Below are 23174 nucleotides of genomic sequence, written 5' to 3'. Positions count from 1 at the left end.
CGACGTAACCCAGCCACCTCAAAAAATAGATTGCATACGAATGGTAATGATGCGATCTATATTCGCAAGAGGCTATCTTCCGATACGATAGCCCGGTAGCAGTGCCAGGGGACGAGGAACGATATGAGAAGAAATCTGCTGTTGGGCACGGCCCTTTTCGTCGGTGTCACGGCTGCACCTGCGGCGGCGCAAACTGCAAGCGCTGCGGAGGAGAGCGGCGCACCAGCTGCCGCGGAGGAAACTCCCGCCGACACCGCGTCGGACGCGAGCGGCGCAGACATCATTGTGACCGCTCAGCGCCGTGAACAGCGGCTCCAGGACGTGCCGGTGTCGGTTGCCGCATTCTCGGGCCAAGCGATCCGCGAAATGGCAGCGACAACCGTATCGGATATTATCACCCGTGTGCCGGGTGTCCGTTTTCAGGCCCCTGCAGGCAACTCAGGTTTCCCGGTTTTCAATATCCGCGGTGTGACCGTTCTTGACTTCACCTACACGAACGAGGCCTCGGTCGCGCTCTATGCCGACGATGTCTATCTCGGCAATCCGGCCTTTGCGACCTTGCAGTTGTTCGATCTCGAGCGCGTCGAGGTCCTGCGCGGGCCGCAGGGGACGCTCTACGGACGCAATGCGACCGGCGGTCTTGTCCAATATGTAAGTCGGCGCCCAACCGACGTGTTCGAAATGAACGTCATGGCGCAATATGCCAGCTTCAATGACATGACCGCCGAAGTGGCCGTTTCCGGCCCGCTTGCCGACGGTGTCCGTGCGCGAATTGCCGGCCGGATCAACTCGAGCGAGGGGTGGCAGACCAACCTGATTACACGGACGCATCTTGCCAGCGTCGATTACTCGGTCGCGGTTCGGGGAATGCTCGAGGTGGATCTCGCGCCCGAGGTCGAACTCACCGTGAGCGGACATTACAGCCACACCGAGGGAAGCGAGGATGGCAGGGCGCTCTTCGGCGCGCGCGTGCCCGGCAATCTGGGCGTGCGCTGTGCAGCTGCCGATATTCTTGCTTCGCGCTGCGCAAACCAGGCCGGCTTCATCGATCCCGACCCTGATCCGCGCCACGTCTACTCCGAGCTCCCCAAAATCCCATACGAACTCGAAGCGGCAGGCGGATGGGCAAAGCTCGAAGCCGACCTTGGTTTCGCCAGCCTCACTTCCGTGACCGCTTATGAGTGGGGGACAAAGTTCGATGCCATCGATACCGATGCCTCGCATAACGCGCTCATCAATTATGAAACCCGCTACTTCATCCGGCACGAGCAGCTGAGCCAGGAACTCCGTCTCGCCGGGGACACAGGCCCGATAAGCTGGCAACTGGGCGGCTATTATTACGGCGACAAGCGGTTCTTCACCGCTGCACTTCCGCGCTTGCGCACGGGTACCTGGTCAGATCAGAAAATCCGCAGCTACGCCGGCTTCGCCGACGTCACCTGGGCATTGACCGACAGCGTGAACATCAATGGCGGCATCCGTTATACAAGCGACCGCAAGAATCTCATTAACCTTGCCTCGGTCGCTGATCCGGTGATCGCGACGCGCGGCGGAACACCGCGTTTTACCTTCTCCGATATTCTGAAGACGAACAAGGTGACCTGGCGTCTAGGCGCCGACTGGCACGTCACCCCCGACCACATGCTCTACATATCGGCTGCAACCGGCTTCAAATCAGGCGGGTACAACACGGGTTTCGTATCAGCGTTGAGCGGTGTCGGTCCCGTTTCTCCCGAATCGATCACGACATATGAGGTTGGCTTCAAGACGAGCTGGCTCGACCGCGCATTGACGATAAACGGGTCGCTTTTCCACAGCGACTATAAGGGCATTCAGGCCGCGGCGTCGGTGCCGTGCACGGTGCTCCCCTGTACCGCGCCGTCGATCAGCGTTTACCTCAACATCGGTGACGCCAAGATCAGCGGCGGTGAGCTTGAGGTTCAGGCGCGCCCTGTCTCCGATCTTACCATCACGCTGGCAGGCGCGCTGAACTATAATAAGGTGTCTGCGCCGCCGACCGTCTTGATCGCGGGCGTGCCGCTAGACGGCAAGCGGCTTGCCAACACGCCCCGCTTCTCCGGTAGCGCGGGTCTCACATGGGAGCCTTCTTTGGGCGAGGGGAGCGGCAATGCGATCATTGCGGCCGATATCAACTATGCGACGTCGGTCTTCTTCCGCCCCGAGAATAACCCGCTGAACGTTCAAGAGGCCTATGCCTTGGTAAACGCACGCATTGGCTGGAAATCGGACGATGATTTCCGTGTTGAGCTGTTCGCCACCAATCTCACCGATGAGGAATATTTCGTATCCTCTACCGATCTGAGCGAAGAGATTGCAGCAACTTGGGGGCGTCCGCGGCAATTTGGTATCCGCGTTTCAAAAACATTCTAGGTCAAAAGGGGGCCGGGCTCGCCTCGTGCGGGTCCGGCAGTTTGCCGGCAGTCATGAACCGGCGCATCCTGGGGTTCGAGGAATTTGAAAGCGTAGTTATGAGCAATTCGGACGGATTTCACGCGATCGAAGACATCATCGAGGAAGCGCGAAACGGCAGGCCCTATGTGCTTGTCGATGCAGAAAACCGTGAGAATGAAGGTGACATCATCATTCCCGCACAATTCGCGACTCCCGAACGGATAAACTTCATGGCGCGCTACGCCCGCGGCCTCATTTGTTTGGCGATGACCGCGGAGCGGGCCGGCGAGCTCAACCTCGCCTCGATGGTGGAGCAAAATGGCGACAGCTTGCGCACCGCTTTTACCGTGTCGATCGAGGCAGCGGAAGGCGTCACCACCGGCATCTCGGCACATGACCGCTCGCATACCGTCGCGGTGGCGGTCGATCCGACCAAAGGGCCATCCGACATTGTTAGCCCGGGCCATGTCTTTCCGTTGGTCGCGCGCGATGGCGGCGTGCTCGTTCGCGCGGGCCATACCGAAGCAGCGGTCGATATTTCGATCCTTGCGGGGTTGCTCCCATCCGGGGTCATTTGCGAAATCATGAATGACGATGGCACGATGGCGCGTGTTCCGGACCTCGTCCCCTTTTGCCGCGAGCACGGTCTCAAAATGGGTACCATCGCTGATCTCATCGCCTATCGGCAAAAAACCGACAAGCTGATCGAACTCGTGATGGAGATGCCGTTCACGAGCATTTACGGCGATTTCCAACTGCGTCTCTACCGTAATATTCTCGAACGAACCGAGCACGCTGTGCTGGTGCGCGGCGTCATTGAGCCCGGCGTGTCGACGATGGTGCGTATGCATCAGGTTGATTTCGGCGTTGACCTGTTGGGACATATCGAGGCGCGCTCCAACTATATCGGCGATGCGCTGACCATGATCGGACAGCATGATGGCCCGGGCGTCGCCGTCTTCATTCGCGATGTCAGCCCCACGGCGCTTTCGGACCGCTATCGCTCGCGCGAGGTAGCGCAGAGTCACGCCCTTCGCGATTATGGCATTGGCGCCCAAATTCTGCGCCAGCTTGGAGTGACGGATATGATCCTGCTGACGTCGAGCGCAGCCAAGCTGGCCGCGCTCGACGGCTACGGACTGACTATCGTCGAACGCCGCCCGATCGGTCAGTCAAGGCCCACCGCGCAGTAGCCAATATTCCCTCCTACCATCCTAAGAGGTTCCCCTTGCCCCATTTCCTGATTCAAGCCCTCGATCGCGCCGGTGCCGCCGACCTGCGCCAGGCGCTCCGCGCCAAGCACATCGATTACTGGCTGGGACAGGGCGATGCGCTCAAAGCTGCCGGCGCCATTCTGAAGGCCGACGCCCCGGTGGGCAGCTTTTTTGTCCTCGAGGCGGCTAGCGAAGATGAGGCCCGGCACATGATCGAGGATGACCCTTTTACCGCAAGCGAAGTCTTTGCTGGCGATGTTCGTGTAAGGATGGTCCGGCCGGCGATCGGCGCATGGCTTCCGCCGGCATGATCCCTACCTACAGGCTGCCCGACGCTAACCGGACCGTAAAACTCGCGCGCCGACCCAACGGCGTGCCGATTCCGTCAGACTTCGAGATCATAAACGAGCCGCGCCCGCTTCTGGCGGACGCGAAAATCCTTGTACGGAACCTGTATCTGTCTGCCGATCCGGTCCAGCGTGGCTGGGCAGCCAATCCGGATATCATGCCCATCGGGAGCGTAATGAAATCCTTGGCAGTCGGCGTCATCGTCGAAAGCCGTCTGGAAGGTTTCCGCGAAGGCGAGCTTGTCTACGGTCATCTCGGCTGGAGCGATTATGTTGTCGTTAGCCCTGAGGCCCTGCTCAGCCATATTCCCAGTCCGAAAGTTGCCGCCGCCTGCTATGCGGGCGTCCTCGGAATGCCCGGCGCGACCGCATGGCTGGCGCTCAACCAGATTGCGCCCCCTCAACCCGGTCAGTCGATCCTCGTATCGACTGCTGCGGGAGCCGTTGGAAGCGTCGTGGGGCAGATCGCGCACGCGGCCGGAGCGCATGTCGTCGGCTTGACGGGCAGCGATGAAAAGGCGACGCGTTGTGTCGATCGTTTCGGCTACTCGGCAGCTTATAACTACAAGAGTGCCGATCTACCTCCTATTCTGGCTGCCGCGGCTCCGGACGGCTTCAACACCTATTTCGACAATACCGGCGGCGCGATCCTTGATCACGCGCTTCGTTCTATGGCGCGCCACGGGCGCATCATTCAATGCGGCACGGCGGCTACGGCGGTCTGGAACCCGCCTCCCACAGGCTGGCGCCCGGAACGCGAAATATTGACGCGGGTTCTGTCATGGACAGGCTTCAATATCTTCGATAACGCCGCCCGGTTCGGCGAGGCGATTGATGCGCTCTCGGTTTTGCTGGAGGCTGGCAAGCTGCAGTTCGATATGGATATCGAAACTGGCTTCGAGGCGATCTTGCCTTCGCTTGAGAAGCTTTTCGAAGGCCGCAACAACGGAAAATCGCTGGTTTTTATCGGCGAAGGTTAAGGTGTCGCACCTGTTTTCCCATATAGTACGTTAGCATAATATATGGTTGCGCCTTATAGCGGTCTTCGATAGGCTTCGGCCACTTAAACAGGCCATATTTACGCAGGCCAAGCGGTCACATCGGGCTGGACAGCCCAAGATCGAGGCTATGTCCGGGGCAAGGTTTTTCGACCTCGCGTGTCGCGGAGAGAGAGGATTTTCATGCCCGTGCATCTCGTAGCGGCGCTGGAGAAGACCGACGATAAACGCTATGCGGAATATTCCGTACGGCAAAAATATCGCTGGAGTCCTATTCCGAGGGAATGGCACCATTCGTCCGCGTATCAGGCCGCGATCCCGCACCGGTTGGGTGCATCGGACATGGCGTTCACGAAGCAACTCAAGGGACATTGACGGCGAAAGCCGAAGACCGCTCGTTTCGAGCTTTGAAGAAGGGTTTACCAGATGGATTTCGGGTTAAAGGGCAAGGTGGCCATCGTTGCGGGATCGAGTTCGGGGATCGGACTGGCGATCGCCAAGGAGCTTGCAGCGGAAGGAGCGAGTGTGGTGCTGACCGCGCGGCGCGAGGAACCGCTCCAAAAGGCTGTCTCCGAAATCGTCGAAGCGGGCGGGATTGCAGCCTATGTCTGCGCCGACATGACCGAGAAGGCGCAGGTGGACGCGGCCGTTGCGTTCGCGCGTGATACCTTTGGTGCGCCCGACATCGCAGTCGCAAATGTAATGCCTGAGGTGACCCTCCGCTTCTCGCTCACGAGCGACGAGCAATTTCGGCTTGTTTACGAGCAGCTGGTGATGGGTCTTGTTTTCCTGACCCGGGCGGTGACGCCGCATATGGTCGAGAAGGGGTGGGGGCGCATCGTCAACGTGGGGTCTGTATGCATGAAGGAACCGCACCGCTGGCACAATCTCGCGCTTTCTAATACCGCCCGTGCGGCTCAGCTCGGGCTCGGTCGCACGATCTCCAACGAGTTCTCGGAGTTCGGAATTACCTTCAATTCGATGGCAGTCGGATTGATCGATACCGGTGTGTTCGAAACAGCGCGAGACCAGAAACCGGCCGACGAATTGCCGATGAACGAGGACACGCCCCGGATCACCTCCGGCCGCCGCGGACGCCCCGACGAGGTTGCAGCGTTGTGCGCCTTCCTCGCGTCCGATCGAGCAAGCTACATCACGGGACAGGTCATTGCCGTCGATGGCGGATGGACGCGCGGGCTTTTCTGACGCTTGGGCGAGGCTTTCCGGGGATGGCGAAGGGTGCTTCGGCCGTCCAGCAGACTTTCGAAGAGGACAATATGATGGATATCGAAACCATGGTCGCGCGCGAGGCGATCAGGCTCGTCGTCAGCATCTACAATTCGGCCGTTGATCGCGGTGACTATGCTGATCTTGAACAGGTGTTTGCCCGCGATGGCGAGATGATCATCAGCGACGAAAAGCGCCTCGGGGGCCGTGACGACATTATTGCCAAACTTTCTGCCGGAGCTCGCTCGAGAGGCGCTTACGAGGCTGGCAACTACCAACGCCATATCCTTGGGAATTCCATAATCAACGTCACTGAAGCCGATCGCGCCAAATCGGTTCATTATATTGTGGTGATGACCGAGAAGGGCCTCGATCATAGCGGCGTCTACATCGATGACTTCATTGTCGAGGATGGAAACTGGCGCATCGCAACTAGGCGCGCCAACATGGAGTGGGCGCGTGAGGATTCGCGCTTTTTCACTTATCCGGGAACGACTTTCATCTCGCCAGTTTCTGCGCTCGACGTCTTCCAGATTTAGCGACGCAGTTCGGCCGCGCTGCAACCGTCGTCTTGAACTGCCGCTCAACACGACGGTTGCAGAACATACAAGAACGCCGTGAGCCAATAGTTCACGGCGTTCACGTCGCTAAGGAGAGTAAATTATCGGCCGCGTCGCCGGACATGTCGTCACCCGGTGGATCGATCGCCTGGACCCCAGTAGGTCGTATATTTGGCGATCTTCCCCGCTTCGTCGAAATGTGCGATGCTGATATTGTTTACGATGTCCGCGCCTATATATCCGCGGATCGCCATGGCGGCTGCATTGCCGCCGCTGCCCGTTACCAGCAGTAACTCCATCCGCGCTTTGGCAACGACGAATTCATAGAACTGCCGGATTTCATCGGACCCACAAATATTGTGGCGCCTGTTGCCATACGGGTCCTCTACGACACCATTCTCGGCGAATAAGGAAACGATGGCTTCGACGTCCTTCCGGTTCACGGCGTCGATATAGTTTCGCAATGCTTGCTTCTGCCTCGCGTTAACTTCCTCCAGATCCGCCCAGCCAGGGGTATCGATCGTCGCGCCCCCAACGCGGTCAGCGGTCTTGCCCATGCTCATCACTCCAAGGTTGATCGTCTCTATTTGCGCTGGAGCAGTGTTTCACCACGGCTCATATCCGGGGCCGAACCAACGTATTGATACGGCACCCGATGGACCCGGCGATCGCCTTCCGCCGCAAATTCCTAAACATTCGCGCCGCGCATATTCTCGAATGCCCATAAGCTGGACCCTGATCTCTCAAATATCGTAAAATAGCGTATCGATGTCAAGCGTACTAAATATGTCATTGGGAATTGCATTGTAGCGAGCTCGGCCCGGGAGCTGTGCAGGGGCCAGAGGTGATCGTGATCGTGCCCATCCGGATGATAAGAATTGGTGGATCACGGCGTGTCGTGCGCTTTATGCCAGCGTAAGCTGTCACTCCCGCGTTTTACGCATGGCCGAAGGGGCCCATTGGATCGAGGTCAGACCCGTCGCTGTCGGGGAATATCTCGCTGAGAAGCCGCACCGGACAAATTACAGGGCCATATGGTACGATAGCGTACGAATATTCTTGTATTTGGCGTTTGTGGGTGGAATGGGTGTGCAACGCGCGCTGGCACACAGCCGGCTGTATTTGGGAGCAGGAAGCAAGATCGCAGGTGTGGCAGCGAGACGGCGCCTACAGCTGTCGGTGCCGAAGGTGTCATCCGCCCGCCACTGGCGACCGTGCGTCTTGACGGTAAGGCTGTCCTTGCGACGAGGAGTATTGCATGTTGAGCTCACGAAAGGCGCAGAATGCGGCTGAAACGCCGCGGATTGGTCCAGCCTCGCTATTCGATCCGGCGGGGGACATCTCGCTCCTGAGCGGCATCGAACAAAGTCTGCGTGATATGATCGAGCCCGCGCTCAGCGGCGAGCCAAAGCACACCGCCAGCATGATGAGGCGTCTCGTCCTAGACATGGCGGCTCGGCACGCGACGGCGAGAGAATTGGCGCCGATGCTGCGTGGCGCACATCTGGCGGCGGTGGACGAGCTCATCGCTCTGGCCTCGACGATGGGCGGCGAGGGCCAGGATATTGCAACTCGGTTAGGCGATGCGCCGACCGACGTGGCAGCGAGCGAGGACCTCTCGCGGCTTCTGAGCGAGGCCTTCGATGATCTGGCAGCTCTGCACGACCCTGGGGCCAATTTTTCTGAAGCGCTCATCAAGATCCTTGCCGGCCTGCTTAAGGCCGATAGCCTCGCGGAAAAAACCCGCCGCGATTGGGCGGACCAGGTAGAGGCGCAGGTTTCGCCCGAGACATGCGATAGCGGCATCATAACCAAAGATCGGCTCGAGCTCTTCCTGCGAGAAGCGATGCCTGAACATCCTGATCTCGCGGTATCGCGCGTCAGCCGGCCTCCAATGGGGTGGGGAAAGGTCACGCTCATTGCGGAGCTTGAAGGATCCAATTTGCCGTTTCGCTCGCTCGTTGTTCGGCAGGATGCCCTGCTCAGCGGCACAGGAACACACGTCGCTGACGAATATGGGATCATTAAATTTGTGCATCAGCACGGACTCGAGGTGCCTGAGCCCATTTTCTTTCATCCGGGCGACGACCGCTTCGGGCGGCCCTTCATCATCATGACCAAGTTGTCCGGGGCCACCGCGGGAGGATTCGGTGGGCCAGCGCCCGAGTGCACCCGCGAGGCGCTTTTCGGACTTGCTCGCTTCGCCGCGCGGCTTCATGCGCTTGACCCATCTGAATCGGACTTGCCACAGTCTTGGAAGACTGCGCCGGACGAGGATGCGAACAAGCGCGCCGTCGTCAAGGTGCGGCAGCAACTTCGCGACAATCAGGTTGCGCCTCTGCCTGTTGCAAGCGGCACGCTCCTATGGCTCGAACATAATGCGCCCCCCGCGCCAGAGCGCCCCATCATCGTTCATTCAGACCTCGGCCTGTGGAACCTTCTGGTGGAAGGTCCAAGGTTGAGCGCGGTGCTGGACTGGGAACTGGCCCAGATTGGCGATCCTATGCAGGACCTCGCCTATATTCGCCCATTGCTAGGCGATCGGATGACCTGGGACGAGTTTGTCGAAGCATATTTAGCGGCGGGCGGTCAGGATTATCGTCCTGCAGCGATCGAGTTCTTTGGCATCCTCAGCGATGTCAGGAATGTCATGTTCACGGAGATTATGCACCATCGTGCGGTTAGTAACGTTGCCGATGTGCGCACGGCTCACGCGGTAACCACCTGTCTCCACATGCTCGAGCGTCAGGCCGCGGCAAAATTGCCGGGGATCGACAGCTAATACACGGGCAACACCTCAAGACGATCATTCGCGGAGTTGAATATATGCTCTTACACGAAGACTATCCACACACTGTCCCGATGCGCGCAAAGCTGCGCTGGAAGGAAAATTGGTTCTGGATTTTCATGGATCCCGACCGTGACATCTGCTGCCTCGCGCATGCGACCGTGGAACCCACAATGGACCGCGCCTTTGCCTCCTTTACACTACTGCACGGCGGTCGCACCTATTCGAGCGCAAAAGAGGTACCGATGCCGGTTCCCTTCGAGCATAGCCGCGAGGTCAAGCTCGGCGACCTCACATACCGTTTCGTCAAGCCGCAAGCCGAGTTTCAGGTCGAGTTCGAGAATGACGAGATGGCCGTGACGCTCGATTTCACGGCGCGGATGGCATTGTTCGACTTTCTCGCATGCAGCGACGTGAATCCCGATCAACTCTCGATTTCGGAATGCACGGGATTTGGTCTCGGTCAGTTCCGCCATCAGAGCCAGGCGCTTGAGGGAAGAGGAACGGTCAGGCTCAAAGAGGACGGCAGGGTAATCGAGGTGGCTGGCTCGGCCTATCGCGACCATAGCTGGGGGATGCGAAACGATGAAACCGCCCATGATCACAATTGGTCGGTTATCAATTTTCCTGACCACGCCTTTCACATTTTCCGTCTTCACGGCGCGTTACGGCCGAATGTGACCTTGATGGAAGGCTATGTCGCGACGCGGGAAGGAAATCGGGTACTGAAAACGATCGACATTGAATACCTCGGGCGCGACGACGAGGATTTGCCGGAAAAGGTGACATTCCGCGCGGTCGATTACGACAACCAGTCCTACACGATCGTCTGTGATCTGGCGGCGCGGTACGCCCGGATCATTCTGCATTCTCAAAAGCCAGGCGATCTGACTTATGTCAATTCGGAGAATATGTGTCCGTGCATCCTTCAGGAAACAGGGGATGAGGGCCAGGCGAATGTCGAAATTGGCTGGCTGACCGGCGCGGGCGCAAAAGAAGTATAGGCCGAATAACACGCCCGGCCTGCAACAGAACCGCTCCGATTGCTCCCGGAGCGGTTCTCGGCTTGCAGGGGCGCCTTTCGCGAGGCGCGGCAGGTCGTCGAGCAGATAATCACCAGCACATAATCAATCATCTCATTCCAAGCTGATGACCGCCTTTCCGAAGCGCCCGGCGTTGCCGAGGCTGTCGAAGGCCGCGCGGTAATCCAAAAAGTCGTAGATCCTGTCGACCACCGCATGGATCTCATGGCAGGCCATGGCATTGACCAGCGCTTCCAGGTCCAGTCGATTACCCATACCAATGCCGCGGAGCGTGACGGCCTTTCCGATGAGGGCGAGGGGGTCAATGGTCCCGCCAAAGCCTGCAACGAAACCGATCAGCCCGATCTGGCCACCAGGCCGGGTTGCGCCAAGCGAGTTTACGAGCGTATTGCCGCCGCCGACTTCGACTACGAAATCGACCCCTCGGCCGTTCGTCCGATCGAGGACAGCCTTATCCCAGTCGGGAGTGTCGCGATAATTTATGACATGATCTGCGCCCAAAGCCTTGAGGCTTTCGGCTTTGGCGTCTGTCGACGTTGTAGCAATAACCTGTGCACCGAACAGTTTGGCAAACTGCAGTGCGAACAGGGACACGCTTCCCGTGCCTATAGTTAGAACGCTTTGACCCGGTAAAGGTGCGCGCAATCCGCACAAAGAGTTCCACGCGGTCACCGCTGCACAGGGAAGACTCGCACCATCTTCGAAGCTGAGCGTATCGGGCAACGCCACAAGTCCCTCCTCGTCGACTGCGACATAATCCGCCAGCATACCATCATGTGTCACGCCGAACTGCTCAATCGCATAACGGGGTTCGAACGGTCCGGCGACCCACCGTGGCATGCATGAAATTACGACCCGATCGCCCGCCTTGAAACGCGTGACCTCGTCGCCCACTGCTATGACTTCTCCTGCGCCGTCAGAGAGGGGAACGACGTCGGCACGCGATATCGCGGGGTATTGGCCGGCGGCGATCAGGCCATCGCGGTAATTGAGCGAGGCCGCGCGCACCCTTACCAACACGCCGCGCCGGTCCGGGACGGGTTCAGGAATGTCGCATAACGCCATTCTCGACGCTTCGCCCGGCGCAAGTCTAATTCCTCTCATGTCCTACTCCTTTGATTGGATAAAAGCCGCGCTTCTCGGCCCTTTAATTGACGGCTTTCGGACCAAGAAGAGCGTATCGGTTGGCGGCCGCTTACGACCTGCCGGGCGGCGTTTTGCCGAAGATGACTGCGGATCGTCGCAAAACCTCGTTCAGGCCGTCACCCGTTCCGTAATGGGTTCATAGGCTGCGCCGATTGCGGATGGCACGTCGAGAGCAGACGAAATACCAATTTTACCGTTTGCGACTCGTTCCTCAAGCTTCGCCAAGGTTGCCGCGAAATCCTCCGTTTGAACTTCATAGATTGCGAGGTAGGGCGCCGGTGAATCCGGTCCGCCGGCAAGCTTGAACCGCTGAGCTGCCATGAAGCCTTCCGTCGCCAACACTTCGGGCACATGAACATCGTTATACCATTGATTATATTCATCCTCCCGACCTTCAGTCGGGCGCGTCAATATGATCATTGTGTAGGTTGGCATCATAAACTCCCTTAGCTCTTATTCTTCGCGATTCGTCCGATGGATATGTTTGAGGTGCCAAGCGCAACGCTGTGGTGTCACCACTGTCCGCAACGACAAAGCGGCATATCGTAATCTGGGCATCGGTATGCATGCGAACGATATTGACATGACTACCTCATCCGATGCAAGCTCTCAAATGTTCGAAGGTGGCGATGGTCGGATTGCGCAGGAGCGTTTCCCCAAGACCGCCAGGGCGCGCGCTCAAGCGCGGCTCGATGCATTTGGAGAGATGAACAGCCGTGGCCAAAACCAGCAAATCAGTCGACAGCGTTCCCGGCAATGACAGTTGGGACCGCATCGTCGATGTTGTCATCGTCGGAAGTGGCGGAGGTTCCATGGTCGCCGCCCTTAAGGCGAAGCGTCTTGGACTTGAGACGCTGATCATTGAGAAACAGGCGCTCATAGGCGGCTCTACCGGGTTCTCGGGCGGAGTCCTTTGGGTGCCCGCCAACCCCATCATGAAGCGCGAGGGTGTGACCGACAGTGTGGAGGCCGCCCGGCGCTATGTCGACGCTGCTGCTCCCTATTTCGGACCTGGCGGTACGCCCGAAAGACGGAATGCCTATCTCGAAACGGGTCCGGAAATGCTGTCCTTTCTCGAGGCGGAGGGGCTCGCACTCGAGCGGCCGTCGCGTTACCCCGACTACTACACGACCAAGCCCGGTGCATCGGAGGAAACGCGGTGCATTTCGGCGAAACTGTTCGACGTAAACGAACTGGGATCGTGGAAGGACCGATTGTCGACCTATCCGATGATCACGCTACCGATCTCGATCGGCGAAATGTCGCCGCTCCTGCTCGCGAAGCGCACGTGGAGCGCGAAGATGCTGGCGTTACGCGTCGGGCTGCGGGTTCTGAAGCAGAAACTCACCGGCACAGATTATCGGGGTTCAGGCGCGGCGCTGCAGGGCCGCATGCTGAAGCTCAGCATCGAAAATGGTGTTGAATTTTTGACGGAAACGCCCTTCGAATCGTTCACCGTGGAAGGTGGGCGTGTCACTGGCGTTGTCGCACGGCATATGGGAAGGCCTTATCGCATCAAGGCTCGTCTTGGTGTCATCGCGAATTCGGGCGGCTTCGCCCACAATGCTGATATGCGTTCTGCACCCGTCCCGCGCGGCGCGGCGAAGCGAACCATGGCGAACCCCGGTGAAACGGGGGAGGTCATCTCCGCCGCCATCGAACTAGGCGCCGCGGTGGACTGTATGGATGAAGCAATCTGGACACTCGTCTCGCTGGGCCCCGACGAAGCACTTCCCCCAGGAGCGGTACTTGAAAATGGTACGGTCGCTCACTTCTCGCACCACTGGGATATCGCGTTTCCGCACTGCATGATCGTCGATTCCAACGGCATGCGAATCGGAAATGAATCAGGCTCTTATATGGAATTCGGGCAGCGACTGCACGACCGGCATCGCGAAACTGGCGGGGCGGTGCCCGCATGGGCAATCATCGAAAGCCGCCACCGCAAGCGCTACCTCTGGGCGCGCCATATGGGCCAGACGCCCAAGGAGTGGCTTGAGACCGGCTACATGATCGAGGCGCATTCCATTGCCGACCTCGCGCAGAAGACAGGCATTGCGGCTGGAAACCTGGCGAGCACGATCAAACGCTTCAACGGCTTCGCAGCGAGTGGCATCGATGAAGATTTCCAGCGCGGCGAAGCTGGGTTCGATCGCTTCCACGGGGATCCGACAAACAAGCCCAATCCGAATCTCGGCGCGATCGAAAAGCCTCCCTTCTACGCGGTCCGTCTCTATTCCGGCGACGTCGGGACCGTCGGCGGCGTGGTCGCGGATGTCGATGGCCGTGCAATGCGGCCCGACGGCTCGGTGATCGATGGCTTGTTCGTTTCGGGCAACTGCGCTGCTCCGCCGTTTGGCAAGAGCTACATCGGCGCAGGTACGAGCATCGCCGGCACGATGATTTTTGCCTATCGGGCCGTCATCGCGATGGCTCGGGACAGGGAAAAGAGTGCAGAGCACGCGGCCCCTGATCGACCGGCGGCGCTTACCCGGCAGCACAGCTGAGCAGCTCGCCCCTTCGGCTACGGGATACCCGATTTTCCAAGACGGCCGCCCCTCAGGAAATACATGGCTCATGCAAGACAGATTCTTTGAACCCGAAACGACGGAATGCCCGTTTCCTTATTATCAGGCGCTCAGAGACGAGAAGCCGGTTTTCTATTCGGACCGCCTCGGCGCCTTTGTGGTGACACGCTATGACGACGTCCAAAAGGTAGCTCTCGACCAGAAGACATTTTCGAGCATGACGCCCGTTTCGAACGACCTTGGAGACTTGAATTATGCGCCGATGTTTGCGGAAGTCTATGACGAGCTCGGCGTTCCCCCACAGGTCCCGACCCTGGTTCGCACCGGTGGGCTGGAGCATCGTCGGTATCGAAGCATGGTCGACCGTTATTTCGGCGCGCAAGCGGTAAATCGTCTTCGCCCGCGGCTGACCGAAATCGTCGATCGACTGATCGACTCTTTTGTGGACGCTGAAAAAGTGGATCTTCAACGCGACTTTTGCATGAAGCTTCCGCTCGAGACGATGTGCGAATTGCTGGGCTTGCCGCCATCCGAGGCGGATCGACTGGCGGCGTCCGCAGAAGCCCAAACCCGGCTTGCCAATGGAACCGTGGAAACGCCAGAGGCGCGGCTTGCGCTCCACCGTGACCAGGCGCGGTTCCACCGCTTCCTCCTCGACTTGTTCGACGAACGGCGCCGGGAACCAGACGGTTCAATCCTGAGCACTCTGCTTAATGATCCCCCCGCCGAAGGTGACCCCCTCGATGACGGAGAGCTTTGTTCACTCATATCTCTCATGAATATCGGAGGCAATGAGACCACGACTGGCGGGCTCGGAAACATGTTTCATTTGTGCTTCAGTCAGCCCGGTTTCCAGGAGAAGCTTCGAGCTGAGCCTCAGCTGATACCCAAATTTGTCGAAGAAGCGCTGCGGATGGAAAGCCCGGTCATCATGATGCTTCGCACTCCTATCGAGGACACCGAACTCGATGGAGTAAAGCTGCCGAAGGGCTCGATCATCATGGTTCATTATGCGGCGGCCAATCGCGACGAGCGCAAATTTGCCTGCCCCGAAAAATTGGATCTTGAGCGCAAAGGGGCTCGCAGTCACCTCGCCTTTGGCGCTGGCGTCCATTATTGCTTGGGATCCACTCTGGCACGCACCGAGATGGAAATTTCGCTGAACCGGGTTTTGTCGAGGATGCACAACATTCGCATCGACAGTGCGGATCCGCTCAAGCACCAGCACAAAGTGGTTGTGCGCTCGTTGCACGAGCTACCGATCACCTTTGAGAGGACGAACTGAATGCAACCGCGACGAAAATCGTGCTGCGAAATTGGCCGGGAGAAGATTTGATGCGCGGCTTGAAAGGAAGGGCGGCGATCGTAACGGGCGCGGGATCGGCGAGGGGGATCGGGTTCGCCTCAGCCCGGCGCCTTGCCGAAGAGGGTGTCAGAGTTTTGCTGACGGACATTACACCCGGACGCGCGGCTGAGCTCGCGCGGGAACTCGAGGCGGAGGGCTACGCTGCAGTGGGCGTGGACCAAGACATTACCGACGAAGCCGGCTGGGACGCGGTGATCCAGGAAGTGCTGACCCGTTGGGGTGAACTCAACATTCTCGTGAACAACGCAGGCGTCGCGATCCTGTGTCGCGCTACAGACATGAGCGCGGATGCGTTCAGGAGTCAGCTCGAAGTCAATGTGACCGGAACATTTCTGGGATGCCGTGCCGCGATGCGGCAAATGCAGCGGCAGAATGCAGGAGGGGCGATCGTGAATATTTCATCGGTTGCCGCTTTCATCACAGGTCCTGGATCCAACGCCTACGCTGCAAGCAAGGCCGCGGTACATATGATGACGAAAACTTTCGCCCTTGAGGGGGCAGCCGATGGCGTACGGGTCAATTCTGTGCACCCGGGAGTTACCGACACGGAAATGATCGCAAAAGCTATCGAAGTTAATCCCGAATCGACAGCGGCCATTCTGGCCGGAATTCCGATCGGGAAGTTTGCTGCCGCCAGCGAGATCGCTGCAGCAGTCGCGTTTCTGGCATCCAGTGACGCCAGCTACTGCGCAGGCACATCTATTGTGGTCGACGGAGGCGTGCTCCTCCAGTGAGTGTATGCGATCCTTGAAGCCGCGTGACCGCTGCCACGGGAGCCAGACAGTGAATGCTAGCCGGTCATTGGTTGCAATGGCGTGGGGCCGCCCCGAGAATTTGATAGCATGATGCGGAGTTGCATAAACCGGCAGCCCTACCAAGCACGGCTCAGCCAGCCATTTCATCCGGCGTGATGCGACAAGCCTGCCGCCTGACAGTGATATTCCTTTTTATCGAGTGTACCGGGAAACATTCGATAATTTTCTTCGAGCGGCAATAGGTACGGATTGGAGGTTGATTGCCTCAACGTCTCTCTTTTTGTCGATCGGGCGGCAGGCCGTTTGTGCTACGCGAACTGAACTTCGGACAGTTGATGGCCTAGAGCCACAACGAAACGAGCTGCGTCGGCGCCATTGATGACGCGGTGGTCGTAGCTTAGCGAAACGGGGAGGTGCGGCCGCCATTCGATCGCGCCGTCATTTTTGGCGGGACACGCTCGCAGCTGCAACTTCGTCAGCCCCAAAATTGCAACCTCGGGGGCGTTTATGATGGGAGTGAAGGCCGTTCCCCCGATATGGCCGAGCGACGAGAGTGAAATACAACCGCCGGCCATCTCCTGCATGGTAAGGCCCTTCGTCCGTGCTTTTTCGGCGATGGCCGCAAGCTCGGTGCTAATTTGAGACAGGCTCTTTTTGTCGCAGTCGCGCAACACAGGCACGAGTAGCCCACCTGGAACATCCACCGCGACCCCGATATGCGCGTAGCGCTTCTCTATCAATTTTTCCCCGCTCGCATCAAGGGATGCTGCAAAATGTGGGAATTTTGTCAGGGTCAGGGCAAGCGCTTTGACCAACGGAATGACCGGACTCATCTTGGCACCGGGGTTATCCTGGTTCCACGCCCCACGTCGCAGTTCGAGGTCAGTGACGTCGATCTCATCATGATGGGTGACGTGCGGAACGCGTATCCAGTTGCGGCCGAGGAAGCGACCAACCAACTGTTGCATTTTCGTCCGCGGTTTGACCTCGACATTTCCAAACGCAGCAAAATCTGCTTCGGGCCAAGGAGGAAGCGAGGCGATGAAATCTGTCATTTGAAGGTCCCTTCGTTAGAAGTGCCGCATTTTCCAGCTGAGAAAGTTGAGGACTGCCGGACAAGTATCAACGAAAGCGCGGACGCTGATTACCAGCGCAGCTCTCATCAGAAGGCTACATTATCGCCGCCTTTGGTGCTCATTAGAAACCGCGCCTCCGAAGGCGTCGCAACCGTCAATCCGAGCTCTTCGAGAATGCGCCGTATCTTGGAAACCTGATCGGCATTCGATACCGCCAGCTCCCCCTTGCCGAGATAAATGCTGTCTTCGAGCCCGACCCTTACCGAGCCACCTAACAATGCGGAAAGCGTGGTAAGACGCATTTGGTGCCGTCCCGCTGCTAGAAGTGAAAAAAGATAATCCTCACCGAAAAGCCGGTCTGCAGTGCTTTTCATGTGCATGACATTTTCGGGATCGGCGCCGATGCCGCCAAGAATACCGAATACCCCCTGGACGAAGAACGGTGGCTCAACGATCTTGCGATCGACGAAGTGAGCGAGGTTGTAGAGATGAGCGATATCATAGCATTCGAACTCAAAACGCGTGCCCTGCGCAGAGCATTGGGTCATTGCGCTTTCGATTTGTGCGAAGGTGTTCGAGAGGATGAAATCCTTGGTCATATCGAGGTATGGCTTTTCCCAGTCAAATTTCCATTCGCTTATCCGCGCGCCTGCGCCCGATATGTTAAAATTGATCGATCCCATGTTCATCGAGCAGACCTCGGGCTGGAGCGCCTTGGTCGGTGCGAGGCGGTCTTCCAGACTCATGCCGAGGCCACCTCCGGTAGTGATGTTGAGAATGGCGTCAGTTGATTGTTTAATTCGCGGCATAAACTGACGAAAAAGCGCTGGATCTTGATTGGGCCGCCCGGTTTCGGGGTCACGCGCGTGCAGATGGATCATCGCGGCCCCCGCCTCTGCCGCTGCGATCGCTTCGGCGGCGATTTCATCAGGGGTAACAGGCAAAAACGGTGTCATCGTTGGCGTGTGAATTGATCCGGTTATAGCGCAAGTGATGATAACCCGGTCTGCCTTTTTCATGATCTGCTCTCACTTTCTCTACATGCCAGCAGGCGCGGGTCGCGCATCGTTCGATTGCCGCTGAACGATTGTCCTTCGTTGGTACGCTAGCATATTATATAGCAGATGGCTTAGCGCAAGGGGAAATCCGTTAGTGCACCCGCCTTCGGAGGCGCATCTGGCGAAACGGATGTTTAGCCTCCCGCTGCTCATCGGTCTTTAGATAGTCCGCTAAGCTGGCATCGGCTGGCACGGCGTGGGTGTGAATTCAACTGATCGTATTTCAAAGGATACTATTTTCATCAAGAGAACCACGCTAGCCTTCGACATTGTGGATTGAGGCTTCTTCGGGTCGCCATGCCGAAGCCGATGCTAAGGACGATCTGGTCCTGAATCCCGCTCCTCACTTTGCAGGTCTGTTCTGGAGATTCGATTATCAGAAACCGAAGAGGTCGGACGTGAGTAGCGTAGGCTGTCGTTGCTATCGGACCCAAGGCGTGCTTCCGCAAGCCAACTGTCGGCTTCTTGAAGCGAGGAGTTTTTGATGTACCAATACCTCTACACCCTCGCTGCATTTCAGGCAGTAGCCACATCACGTCGTGGTGTTGAGGAGTCCGGCATTCGCGCGGGATATCGTGGAACTTCTGGTCGAGTGATCATCAAGCGTCTGGTCGCAAGCTTCTTACTCGCGACGGTATCCGGAACTGCCACTGCATCGGCGCAGGTTCCGGTAGCCGAACCTGAACTTAGCGAATTCCGGCTGTCGGGAGTGACCCTACGGCGCAGCAGCTACGACGGGGTGGCATCGTTAGAAATGCGGATGCCCTCGTCGGCGTACCAGGATCCCTCAAGGGAGAAACTGAGCGACCGTAACTTCATGGCATGGTTGCCGTTAGACTTTCAGAATGGCACCGTCGAAGTCGAAGTTGCGAGCGATCTCGCACCGGACGCTCCCGATTATGCACGCGGCTTTATCGGCCTTGCTTTTCGAATTGATCGCGCTGGCCGGTTCGAAAGCATCTACCTGCGGCCAACCAATAGCATGTCACTGGATCAGGTGCGGCGGAACCATAGCGTGCAATATGCGGCCTATCCCGATTATCGCTTCGATCGTCTGCGCCGGGAAGCGCCGGAGAAGTACGAGACCTACGCCGAGATTAGCACTGGACGCTGGATCACGATGCGGATCGTCATCCAGGGTATGACCGCTACGCTCTATCTCGATGGCAGCCCACGCCCGGCCTTCGTGGTGTAGGATCTTAAGCTGGGAGCCGAACAACGTGGCGGGGTCGGCGTATGGCTTGAAACCGGTACAATCGCCCACTTTCGCAATCTTCGGGTTATGCCTGCTCCCTAACGTCCGGTGTCGGCTGGCACGTTCAACGGGCCGCAGATCTTCATGCTGTCCGGAGTCGGCCCGCGCGAAGATCTCGAATCGCGGGGTATCGACGTGATCGTCGATGCGCCGCCGTCGGTGCCAATCTTCAAGACCACATCTATGCGCACGTCTACACGCAATCCGCCGATGGCGTCTCCAATTCGGTGCCGCTCGGATTGGGCGAAGCCGAGACGCGCAATGGCAGCGCGACCACGCCGGACCGTCCAGCTATTTTCCCGTAAATGGCGTGGGTTGGGCAACTCTGTCCGGCGGCCCGCTTCCCGACCTCGAACTTCCGATGTCCTACGACAGCTCTCCCGACAGCTTCGGTGATGGTTCCGACCGTGCAGGCCGATCGGGACCGAGGATCGGGCGTTCTGCTACAGCCGTCGAGCCGCGGCACGGTGCGGCTCGCCCTCGGCCGATCGAGCTCACAAGCCGCTGATCGACCCGCGCCACCCGAGCGAAAGGGCCGACGTCGCGACATCGGTTACCGGGCTCCGTGTGGCACATCGCATCGCCACCGCGCCCGTCCTCGCACCTTGGGCAGATGCTGTAATTCCACCAGCAGCGGCAAGTGACGCCGAACTTGCGGGCATGTCGAAGCACATCGGGACGGTGTACCAGCCGGTGGAAACATTGCGGATGGGCGCCGAAGACGATCCTTCGGCGGCGGAGGAACAATCACGCTATCGGACTCTCTTGCGGCCGTGCGCGAGCCGGGCATCGTTTGCATGTCGGGTATTGTAGGTGACCGCTGGTCGCTCGACAGGTCGCCCCGATGAATGTCATCCCGACGGGGGTGTCGCTGAACACCTATTCGGGCGACGTTGACGATTTCCTCGCGATGCCATTCCAGCAGCTCGTCGATGAGGTCGCGGCGGGGACGCTCCCCATCAGGCTGGGCAAGGCCTTTGGGCTGGGCGGCATCGTCGATACGCACCGGACGAGGGAACAAAACGCTGCGGGCGGGAAGATCGTCGTCGTCAATAAAGTCGGCTGATGGGGCTGGCGCTACGTAGGCGGGCAGGATCCGGAAGGCGGTACTCGTGGATTGGCGACTTTGCATGCGCGGGGAACCGCTCCGAACGTTCGTCCCCTGAGAGGAGCTAGAGGCTGTCGGACTCCGAGGCACCGCGGAGCTGGTAATCGGCGCCACGACGCTCCCTCAAGCGCCCCGCTCCTGTATCGGCCGCGCCAGGCGCCAAAAATGATCGACAGTCGCCGCAGCAATCGCGGGAGAGAATTACGCTATGCATAATTGATTTGACTGTGCGAAATATCTGGCGCTAAGAAGGGGGAACGAAAGTGTCCGAAAGCGGCGCAAAGGGGACGATTAATGGGAAGTTCAAGCGAATCGGGCACGCGGTTTAGTCGGCGGAAACTTCTCATTAGCGGAGCCGCAGCAGCGGGTGCCGCTGCGATCGGTGTCGCCCTGATGGGACGACCTAAAACGGCGAGCAAGGCGGAGATCGAGAGGGCGCTTGCGCCGGGTTTTCGCGCCGTTCCCTATTGGTGGGATGAACTCGGCGTTACGCCGCCGTCGCAGGGCGACCTTATTGACGATGTCGACTTCCTGATTGTCGGAGCCGGATTTTCGGGTCTTTCTGCAGGCCGCACGCTGGCTGCGAACGGTGCCAAGGTTCTGATCGTCGACGCCGAGCGCCCCTTTTACGGTGCGAGCTCACGCAACATGGGGTTTTTCGGCCAGGCCTTCGAAGGCGGCGGGCAACTCTCCACGCCCGAAGGTCGCGCACGTTTCGATGAGTATCTCGAGAGCACCGCTTATCTTCGCCAAATCATGGCCGAGGATTCGATTGATGCGGCAGTGCGTTCGGGCCGGTACAACTCGGCCTTTCATCCCTCGCATTTCGACGAGATGAAGGCGGGGGTCAAAGCGACCCATGATGCCTATCCCAAATTCCGCTATGAAATTGTCGAGCCGGGCGAAGGCAAGCGCTTCTTCAATTCGCCGACGGCATCGCATGGCGGGATTTATCTCCCTGACGCGCTTTATCTCCAGCCAGCCCGGCTCGCGCATGGCAATTATCTCGGCGCCGTCGCCAAGGGCGCGCATGTTGTTGGCCAGACGCGCGTCGAGGACATCGAGCGCGAAGCGAGCAACCGCTACATCGTAACGACAAATCGTGGCAAGGTTACCGCAAAGAAAGTGCTGATTGCGGTCGGTGGCTACGGCGCTCCCGGGTTCGGCGCGCTGAGCAACGTGCTGCCGGTCAGCTCATGGGTCATCTCGACCCCTCCGCTTACGCCCGACCAGATGGCATCGGTATGGGAGCGCCCGATGTCGATGAAGAACAGCAAGACCAACTTCAATATCATCGTTCCAACGCCTGACGGAAAGCGCCTTCTCATCAACGGAAGGACGGGTGTGCGATACGCATCGCTCGAGGCCATGGCAGTCGATCTGTGCCGGGTTGGCGAAGAAATTCTGCCACAACTGGGTCCCATTCGTGCGACGCACGCATGGCAGGGTATCTTCGGGATGACCTGGGATTTCCAGAAGCATATCTTCGAAGACGACGAAGGCGTCACCTATCTGACCGGAGACAACGGATCGGGAATCGGGAAGCTGCATTGGCTTGGGCACAAGACGGCCCTCCGGATGATGGGGCAGGCAGAGGGCAAAACCGTGTTTGCGGCTTCAGGCCCGCCGCCCACATTCTACGGCTATGTCGGCCGATCCGACTGGTTCGTGCCGCCTGCGGTGGCCTATTATGATTTCAAGGACGGGTCAGGCTGACCAGCGCGCCAATGCTGGACTCGCAATGCGTTCCAACGACCCGTCAATCTATTCGAGCAGGAGAATAAACGTGAAGAAGATCGCTGCAGCAATCGCGCTCATGGCGTCGGCCACCATGGTCCATGCCGAAGAGGCAAAGGCCCCTAAACCGGTTTACGAACCCGCTGTCTCCGCGTCGGACAACGAAGGCTTCATCCCGCGCATGAAGTCGCAGGACGGCAAGGGCCAGTCCGAGGGACGTCCGTTGGCGGGCGTTCCCGGAATGGAAGGCAGCTACATGGGAATCTGGAAAGCCGGTCCCGGTGCCTATCGGAGCGAAGGTCCGCGCGCCGAAGTCTTTGTCGTGACTCACGGCAAGGGCACAGTCTGGATCCAGGGTCATGGCACGCACGTCCTCGAGCCGGGCGTGATCATTTCGACCGCGGCGAACACGCCGGCGATCATCACGATTACCGAGGGCGAGCTGCGGAAAGTGTCCTTCGTGGACGCATCGCGGTGCCCGATCGGTCAACCGTCGCCGACGAACTGCTGATGGTACGGCGCGGCGCCTGAGGCGCCGCCGCTTCAAACAAAGGGA

At 58.8% G+C, this 23174-nt stretch carries 22 protein-coding genes; 17 read left to right on the top strand and 5 right to left on the bottom strand.

The window, feature by feature from the left end; all coding sequences use genetic code 11:
- Nucleotides 1-123: 123 nt before the first annotated feature.
- From BLW56_RS16135 to BLW56_RS16105, 7 genes are all read left to right on the top strand, one after another.
- Nucleotides 124-2391 (top strand): TonB-dependent receptor, encoded by a 2268-nt coding sequence (locus BLW56_RS16135; RefSeq protein WP_093511737.1) that lies wholly within the window; start codon nucleotides 124-126, stop codon nucleotides 2389-2391.
- Nucleotides 2343-3605, top strand: coding sequence for a 3,4-dihydroxy-2-butanone-4-phosphate synthase (gene ribB / locus BLW56_RS16130; RefSeq protein ID WP_371262251.1), 1263 nt, complete (start codon nucleotides 2343-2345; stop codon nucleotides 3603-3605). The genes BLW56_RS16135 and ribB overlap by 49 nt, the downstream gene beginning before the upstream one ends.
- Before the next feature lie 35 nt (nucleotides 3606-3640).
- Nucleotides 3641-3937, top strand: a complete 297-nt coding sequence (locus tag BLW56_RS16125) for a YciI family protein (protein ID WP_177175987.1) — start codon at nucleotides 3641-3643, stop codon at nucleotides 3935-3937.
- The gene (locus BLW56_RS16120; RefSeq protein WP_093511734.1) at nucleotides 3919-4953 is read left to right on the top strand and encodes an MDR family NADP-dependent oxidoreductase; all 1035 of its coding nucleotides are present in this window, start codon (nucleotides 3919-3921) and stop codon (nucleotides 4951-4953) included. Before BLW56_RS16125 ends, BLW56_RS16120 begins: the two co-directional genes overlap by 19 nt.
- A gap of 201 nt (nucleotides 4954-5154) precedes the next feature.
- A complete protein-coding gene (locus BLW56_RS16115) occupies nucleotides 5155-5346 on the top strand; it encodes a hypothetical protein (RefSeq protein ID WP_093511733.1) in 192 nt (63 codons plus the stop codon).
- Between the two features lie 51 nt (nucleotides 5347-5397).
- Entirely contained in the window at nucleotides 5398-6177 is a 780-nt protein-coding gene (locus BLW56_RS16110) for an SDR family oxidoreductase (protein WP_093511732.1), read from the top strand.
- Nucleotides 6156-6737 carry a nuclear transport factor 2 family protein gene (locus BLW56_RS16105; protein ID WP_093511731.1) on the top strand — a complete coding sequence of 194 codons (582 nt, stop codon included), beginning with the start codon at nucleotides 6156-6158 and terminating at the stop codon, nucleotides 6735-6737. Before BLW56_RS16110 ends, BLW56_RS16105 begins: the two co-directional genes overlap by 22 nt.
- 149 nt (nucleotides 6738-6886) lie before the next feature.
- Here BLW56_RS16105 and BLW56_RS16100 read toward each other — a convergent pair whose 3' ends face one another.
- A complete protein-coding gene (locus tag BLW56_RS16100) occupies nucleotides 6887-7315 on the bottom strand; it encodes a nuclear transport factor 2 family protein (RefSeq protein WP_218140534.1) in 429 nt (142 codons plus the stop codon).
- 701 nt (nucleotides 7316-8016) lie between these two features.
- On the opposite strand from BLW56_RS16100, the gene BLW56_RS16095 reads away from it, so the two are divergent.
- Nucleotides 8017-9540: a phosphotransferase family protein gene (locus tag BLW56_RS16095; RefSeq protein ID WP_093511729.1), complete on the top strand. Its 1524-nt coding sequence runs from the start codon at nucleotides 8017-8019 to the stop codon at nucleotides 9538-9540.
- A gap of 80 nt (nucleotides 9541-9620) precedes the next feature.
- Nucleotides 9621-10550: a DUF7064 domain-containing protein gene (locus BLW56_RS16090; RefSeq protein ID WP_093511728.1), complete on the top strand. Its 930-nt coding sequence runs from the start codon at nucleotides 9621-9623 to the stop codon at nucleotides 10548-10550.
- 132 nt (nucleotides 10551-10682) lie between these two features.
- On the opposite strand, the gene BLW56_RS16085 is transcribed toward BLW56_RS16090, so the two are convergent.
- Nucleotides 10683-11693 (bottom strand): zinc-dependent alcohol dehydrogenase family protein, encoded by a 1011-nt coding sequence (locus BLW56_RS16085; protein ID WP_093511727.1) that lies wholly within the window; start codon nucleotides 11691-11693, stop codon nucleotides 10683-10685.
- 150 nt (nucleotides 11694-11843) lie between these two features.
- On the bottom strand, nucleotides 11844-12170 hold the full coding sequence (locus tag BLW56_RS16080) for a DUF4286 family protein (protein WP_177175986.1): 327 nt from the start codon (nucleotides 12168-12170) through the stop codon (nucleotides 11844-11846).
- A 281-nt stretch (nucleotides 12171-12451) separates the two neighbouring features.
- On the opposite strand from BLW56_RS16080, the gene BLW56_RS16075 reads away from it, so the two are divergent.
- The 3 genes from BLW56_RS16075 to BLW56_RS16065 all read left to right on the top strand — a co-directional run bounded on the left by BLW56_RS16075 (nucleotide 12452) and on the right by BLW56_RS16065 (nucleotide 16363).
- A complete protein-coding gene (locus tag BLW56_RS16075) occupies nucleotides 12452-14242 on the top strand; it encodes an FAD-binding protein (RefSeq protein WP_218140533.1) in 1791 nt (596 codons plus the stop codon).
- Nucleotides 14243-14312: 70 nt separating this feature from the next.
- Entirely contained in the window at nucleotides 14313-15548 is a 1236-nt protein-coding gene (locus tag BLW56_RS16070) for a cytochrome P450 (protein ID WP_093511725.1), read from the top strand.
- Between the two features lie 50 nt (nucleotides 15549-15598).
- Nucleotides 15599-16363 (top strand): SDR family NAD(P)-dependent oxidoreductase, encoded by a 765-nt coding sequence (locus tag BLW56_RS16065; RefSeq protein WP_093511724.1) that lies wholly within the window; start codon nucleotides 15599-15601, stop codon nucleotides 16361-16363.
- A gap of 329 nt (nucleotides 16364-16692) precedes the next feature.
- Here BLW56_RS16065 and BLW56_RS16060 read toward each other — a convergent pair whose 3' ends face one another.
- Entirely contained in the window at nucleotides 16693-17439 is a 747-nt protein-coding gene (locus BLW56_RS16060) for a 2-oxo acid dehydrogenase subunit E2 (protein ID WP_093511723.1), read from the bottom strand.
- A gap of 107 nt (nucleotides 17440-17546) precedes the next feature.
- Nucleotides 17547-18479, bottom strand: coding sequence for a BKACE family enzyme (locus BLW56_RS16055; protein WP_093511722.1), 933 nt, complete (start codon nucleotides 18477-18479; stop codon nucleotides 17547-17549).
- Between the two features lie 523 nt (nucleotides 18480-19002).
- Between BLW56_RS16055 and BLW56_RS16050 the strand changes: the two genes are divergently transcribed.
- The 5 genes from BLW56_RS16050 to BLW56_RS16030 all read left to right on the top strand — a co-directional run bounded on the left by BLW56_RS16050 (nucleotide 19003) and on the right by BLW56_RS16030 (nucleotide 23129).
- Entirely contained in the window at nucleotides 19003-19713 is a 711-nt protein-coding gene (locus tag BLW56_RS16050; RefSeq protein ID WP_218140532.1) for a hypothetical protein, read from the top strand.
- 477 nt (nucleotides 19714-20190) lie between these two features.
- On the top strand, nucleotides 20191-20586 hold the full coding sequence (locus BLW56_RS21070; protein ID WP_093511721.1) for a GMC oxidoreductase: 396 nt from the start codon (nucleotides 20191-20193) through the stop codon (nucleotides 20584-20586).
- A 31-nt stretch (nucleotides 20587-20617) separates the two neighbouring features.
- Nucleotides 20618-20839: a zinc-binding dehydrogenase gene (locus BLW56_RS16040; RefSeq protein ID WP_093511720.1), complete on the top strand. Its 222-nt coding sequence runs from the start codon at nucleotides 20618-20620 to the stop codon at nucleotides 20837-20839.
- Nucleotides 20840-21274: 435 nt separating this feature from the next.
- Entirely contained in the window at nucleotides 21275-22597 is a 1323-nt protein-coding gene (locus tag BLW56_RS16035) for an NAD(P)/FAD-dependent oxidoreductase (protein ID WP_177175985.1), read from the top strand.
- A 70-nt stretch (nucleotides 22598-22667) separates the two neighbouring features.
- A complete protein-coding gene (locus tag BLW56_RS16030; protein ID WP_093511718.1) occupies nucleotides 22668-23129 on the top strand; it encodes a cupin domain-containing protein in 462 nt (153 codons plus the stop codon).
- Nucleotides 23130-23174 lie beyond the last annotated feature (45 nt).

Source organism: Sphingopyxis sp. YR583 (assembly GCF_900108295.1).
Taxonomy (GTDB): Bacteria; Pseudomonadota; Alphaproteobacteria; order Sphingomonadales; family Sphingomonadaceae; genus Sphingopyxis.
Note: the sequence above shows the minus strand (reverse complement) of the source record. Positions and strands in the feature narration are given on the sequence as shown.

Coding starts and splice junctions, on each gene's coding strand:
- BLW56_RS16060 (WP_093511723.1), bottom strand. CDS start 17,439: ATGACAGATTTCATCGCCTCGCTTCCTCCTTGGCCCGAAGCAGATTTT.
- BLW56_RS16065 (WP_093511724.1), top strand. CDS start 15,599: ATGCGCGGCTTGAAAGGAAGGGCGGCGATCGTAACGGGCGCGGGATCG.
- BLW56_RS16090 (WP_093511728.1), top strand. CDS start 9,621: ATGCGCGCAAAGCTGCGCTGGAAGGAAAATTGGTTCTGGATTTTCATG.
- BLW56_RS16115 (WP_093511733.1), top strand. CDS start 5,155: ATGCCCGTGCATCTCGTAGCGGCGCTGGAGAAGACCGACGATAAACGC.
- BLW56_RS16050 (WP_218140532.1), top strand. CDS start 19,003: ATGTACCAATACCTCTACACCCTCGCTGCATTTCAGGCAGTAGCCACA.
- BLW56_RS16120 (WP_093511734.1), top strand. CDS start 3,919: ATGGCTTCCGCCGGCATGATCCCTACCTACAGGCTGCCCGACGCTAAC.
- BLW56_RS16040 (WP_093511720.1), top strand. CDS start 20,618: ATGAATGTCATCCCGACGGGGGTGTCGCTGAACACCTATTCGGGCGAC.
- BLW56_RS16135 (WP_093511737.1), top strand. CDS start 124: ATGAGAAGAAATCTGCTGTTGGGCACGGCCCTTTTCGTCGGTGTCACG.
- BLW56_RS16100 (WP_218140534.1), bottom strand. CDS start 7,315: ATGGGCAAGACCGCTGACCGCGTTGGGGGCGCGACGATCGATACCCCT.
- BLW56_RS16055 (WP_093511722.1), bottom strand. CDS start 18,479: ATGAAAAAGGCAGACCGGGTTATCATCACTTGCGCTATAACCGGATCA.
- BLW56_RS16080 (WP_177175986.1), bottom strand. CDS start 12,170: ATGCCAACCTACACAATGATCATATTGACGCGCCCGACTGAAGGTCGG.
- BLW56_RS16110 (WP_093511732.1), top strand. CDS start 5,398: ATGGATTTCGGGTTAAAGGGCAAGGTGGCCATCGTTGCGGGATCGAGT.
- BLW56_RS16105 (WP_093511731.1), top strand. CDS start 6,156: ATGGACGCGCGGGCTTTTCTGACGCTTGGGCGAGGCTTTCCGGGGATG.
- BLW56_RS16035 (WP_177175985.1), top strand. CDS start 21,275: ATGGGACGACCTAAAACGGCGAGCAAGGCGGAGATCGAGAGGGCGCTT.
- BLW56_RS16095 (WP_093511729.1), top strand. CDS start 8,017: ATGTTGAGCTCACGAAAGGCGCAGAATGCGGCTGAAACGCCGCGGATT.
- BLW56_RS16070 (WP_093511725.1), top strand. CDS start 14,313: ATGCAAGACAGATTCTTTGAACCCGAAACGACGGAATGCCCGTTTCCT.
- BLW56_RS16085 (WP_093511727.1), bottom strand. CDS start 11,693: ATGAGAGGAATTAGACTTGCGCCGGGCGAAGCGTCGAGAATGGCGTTA.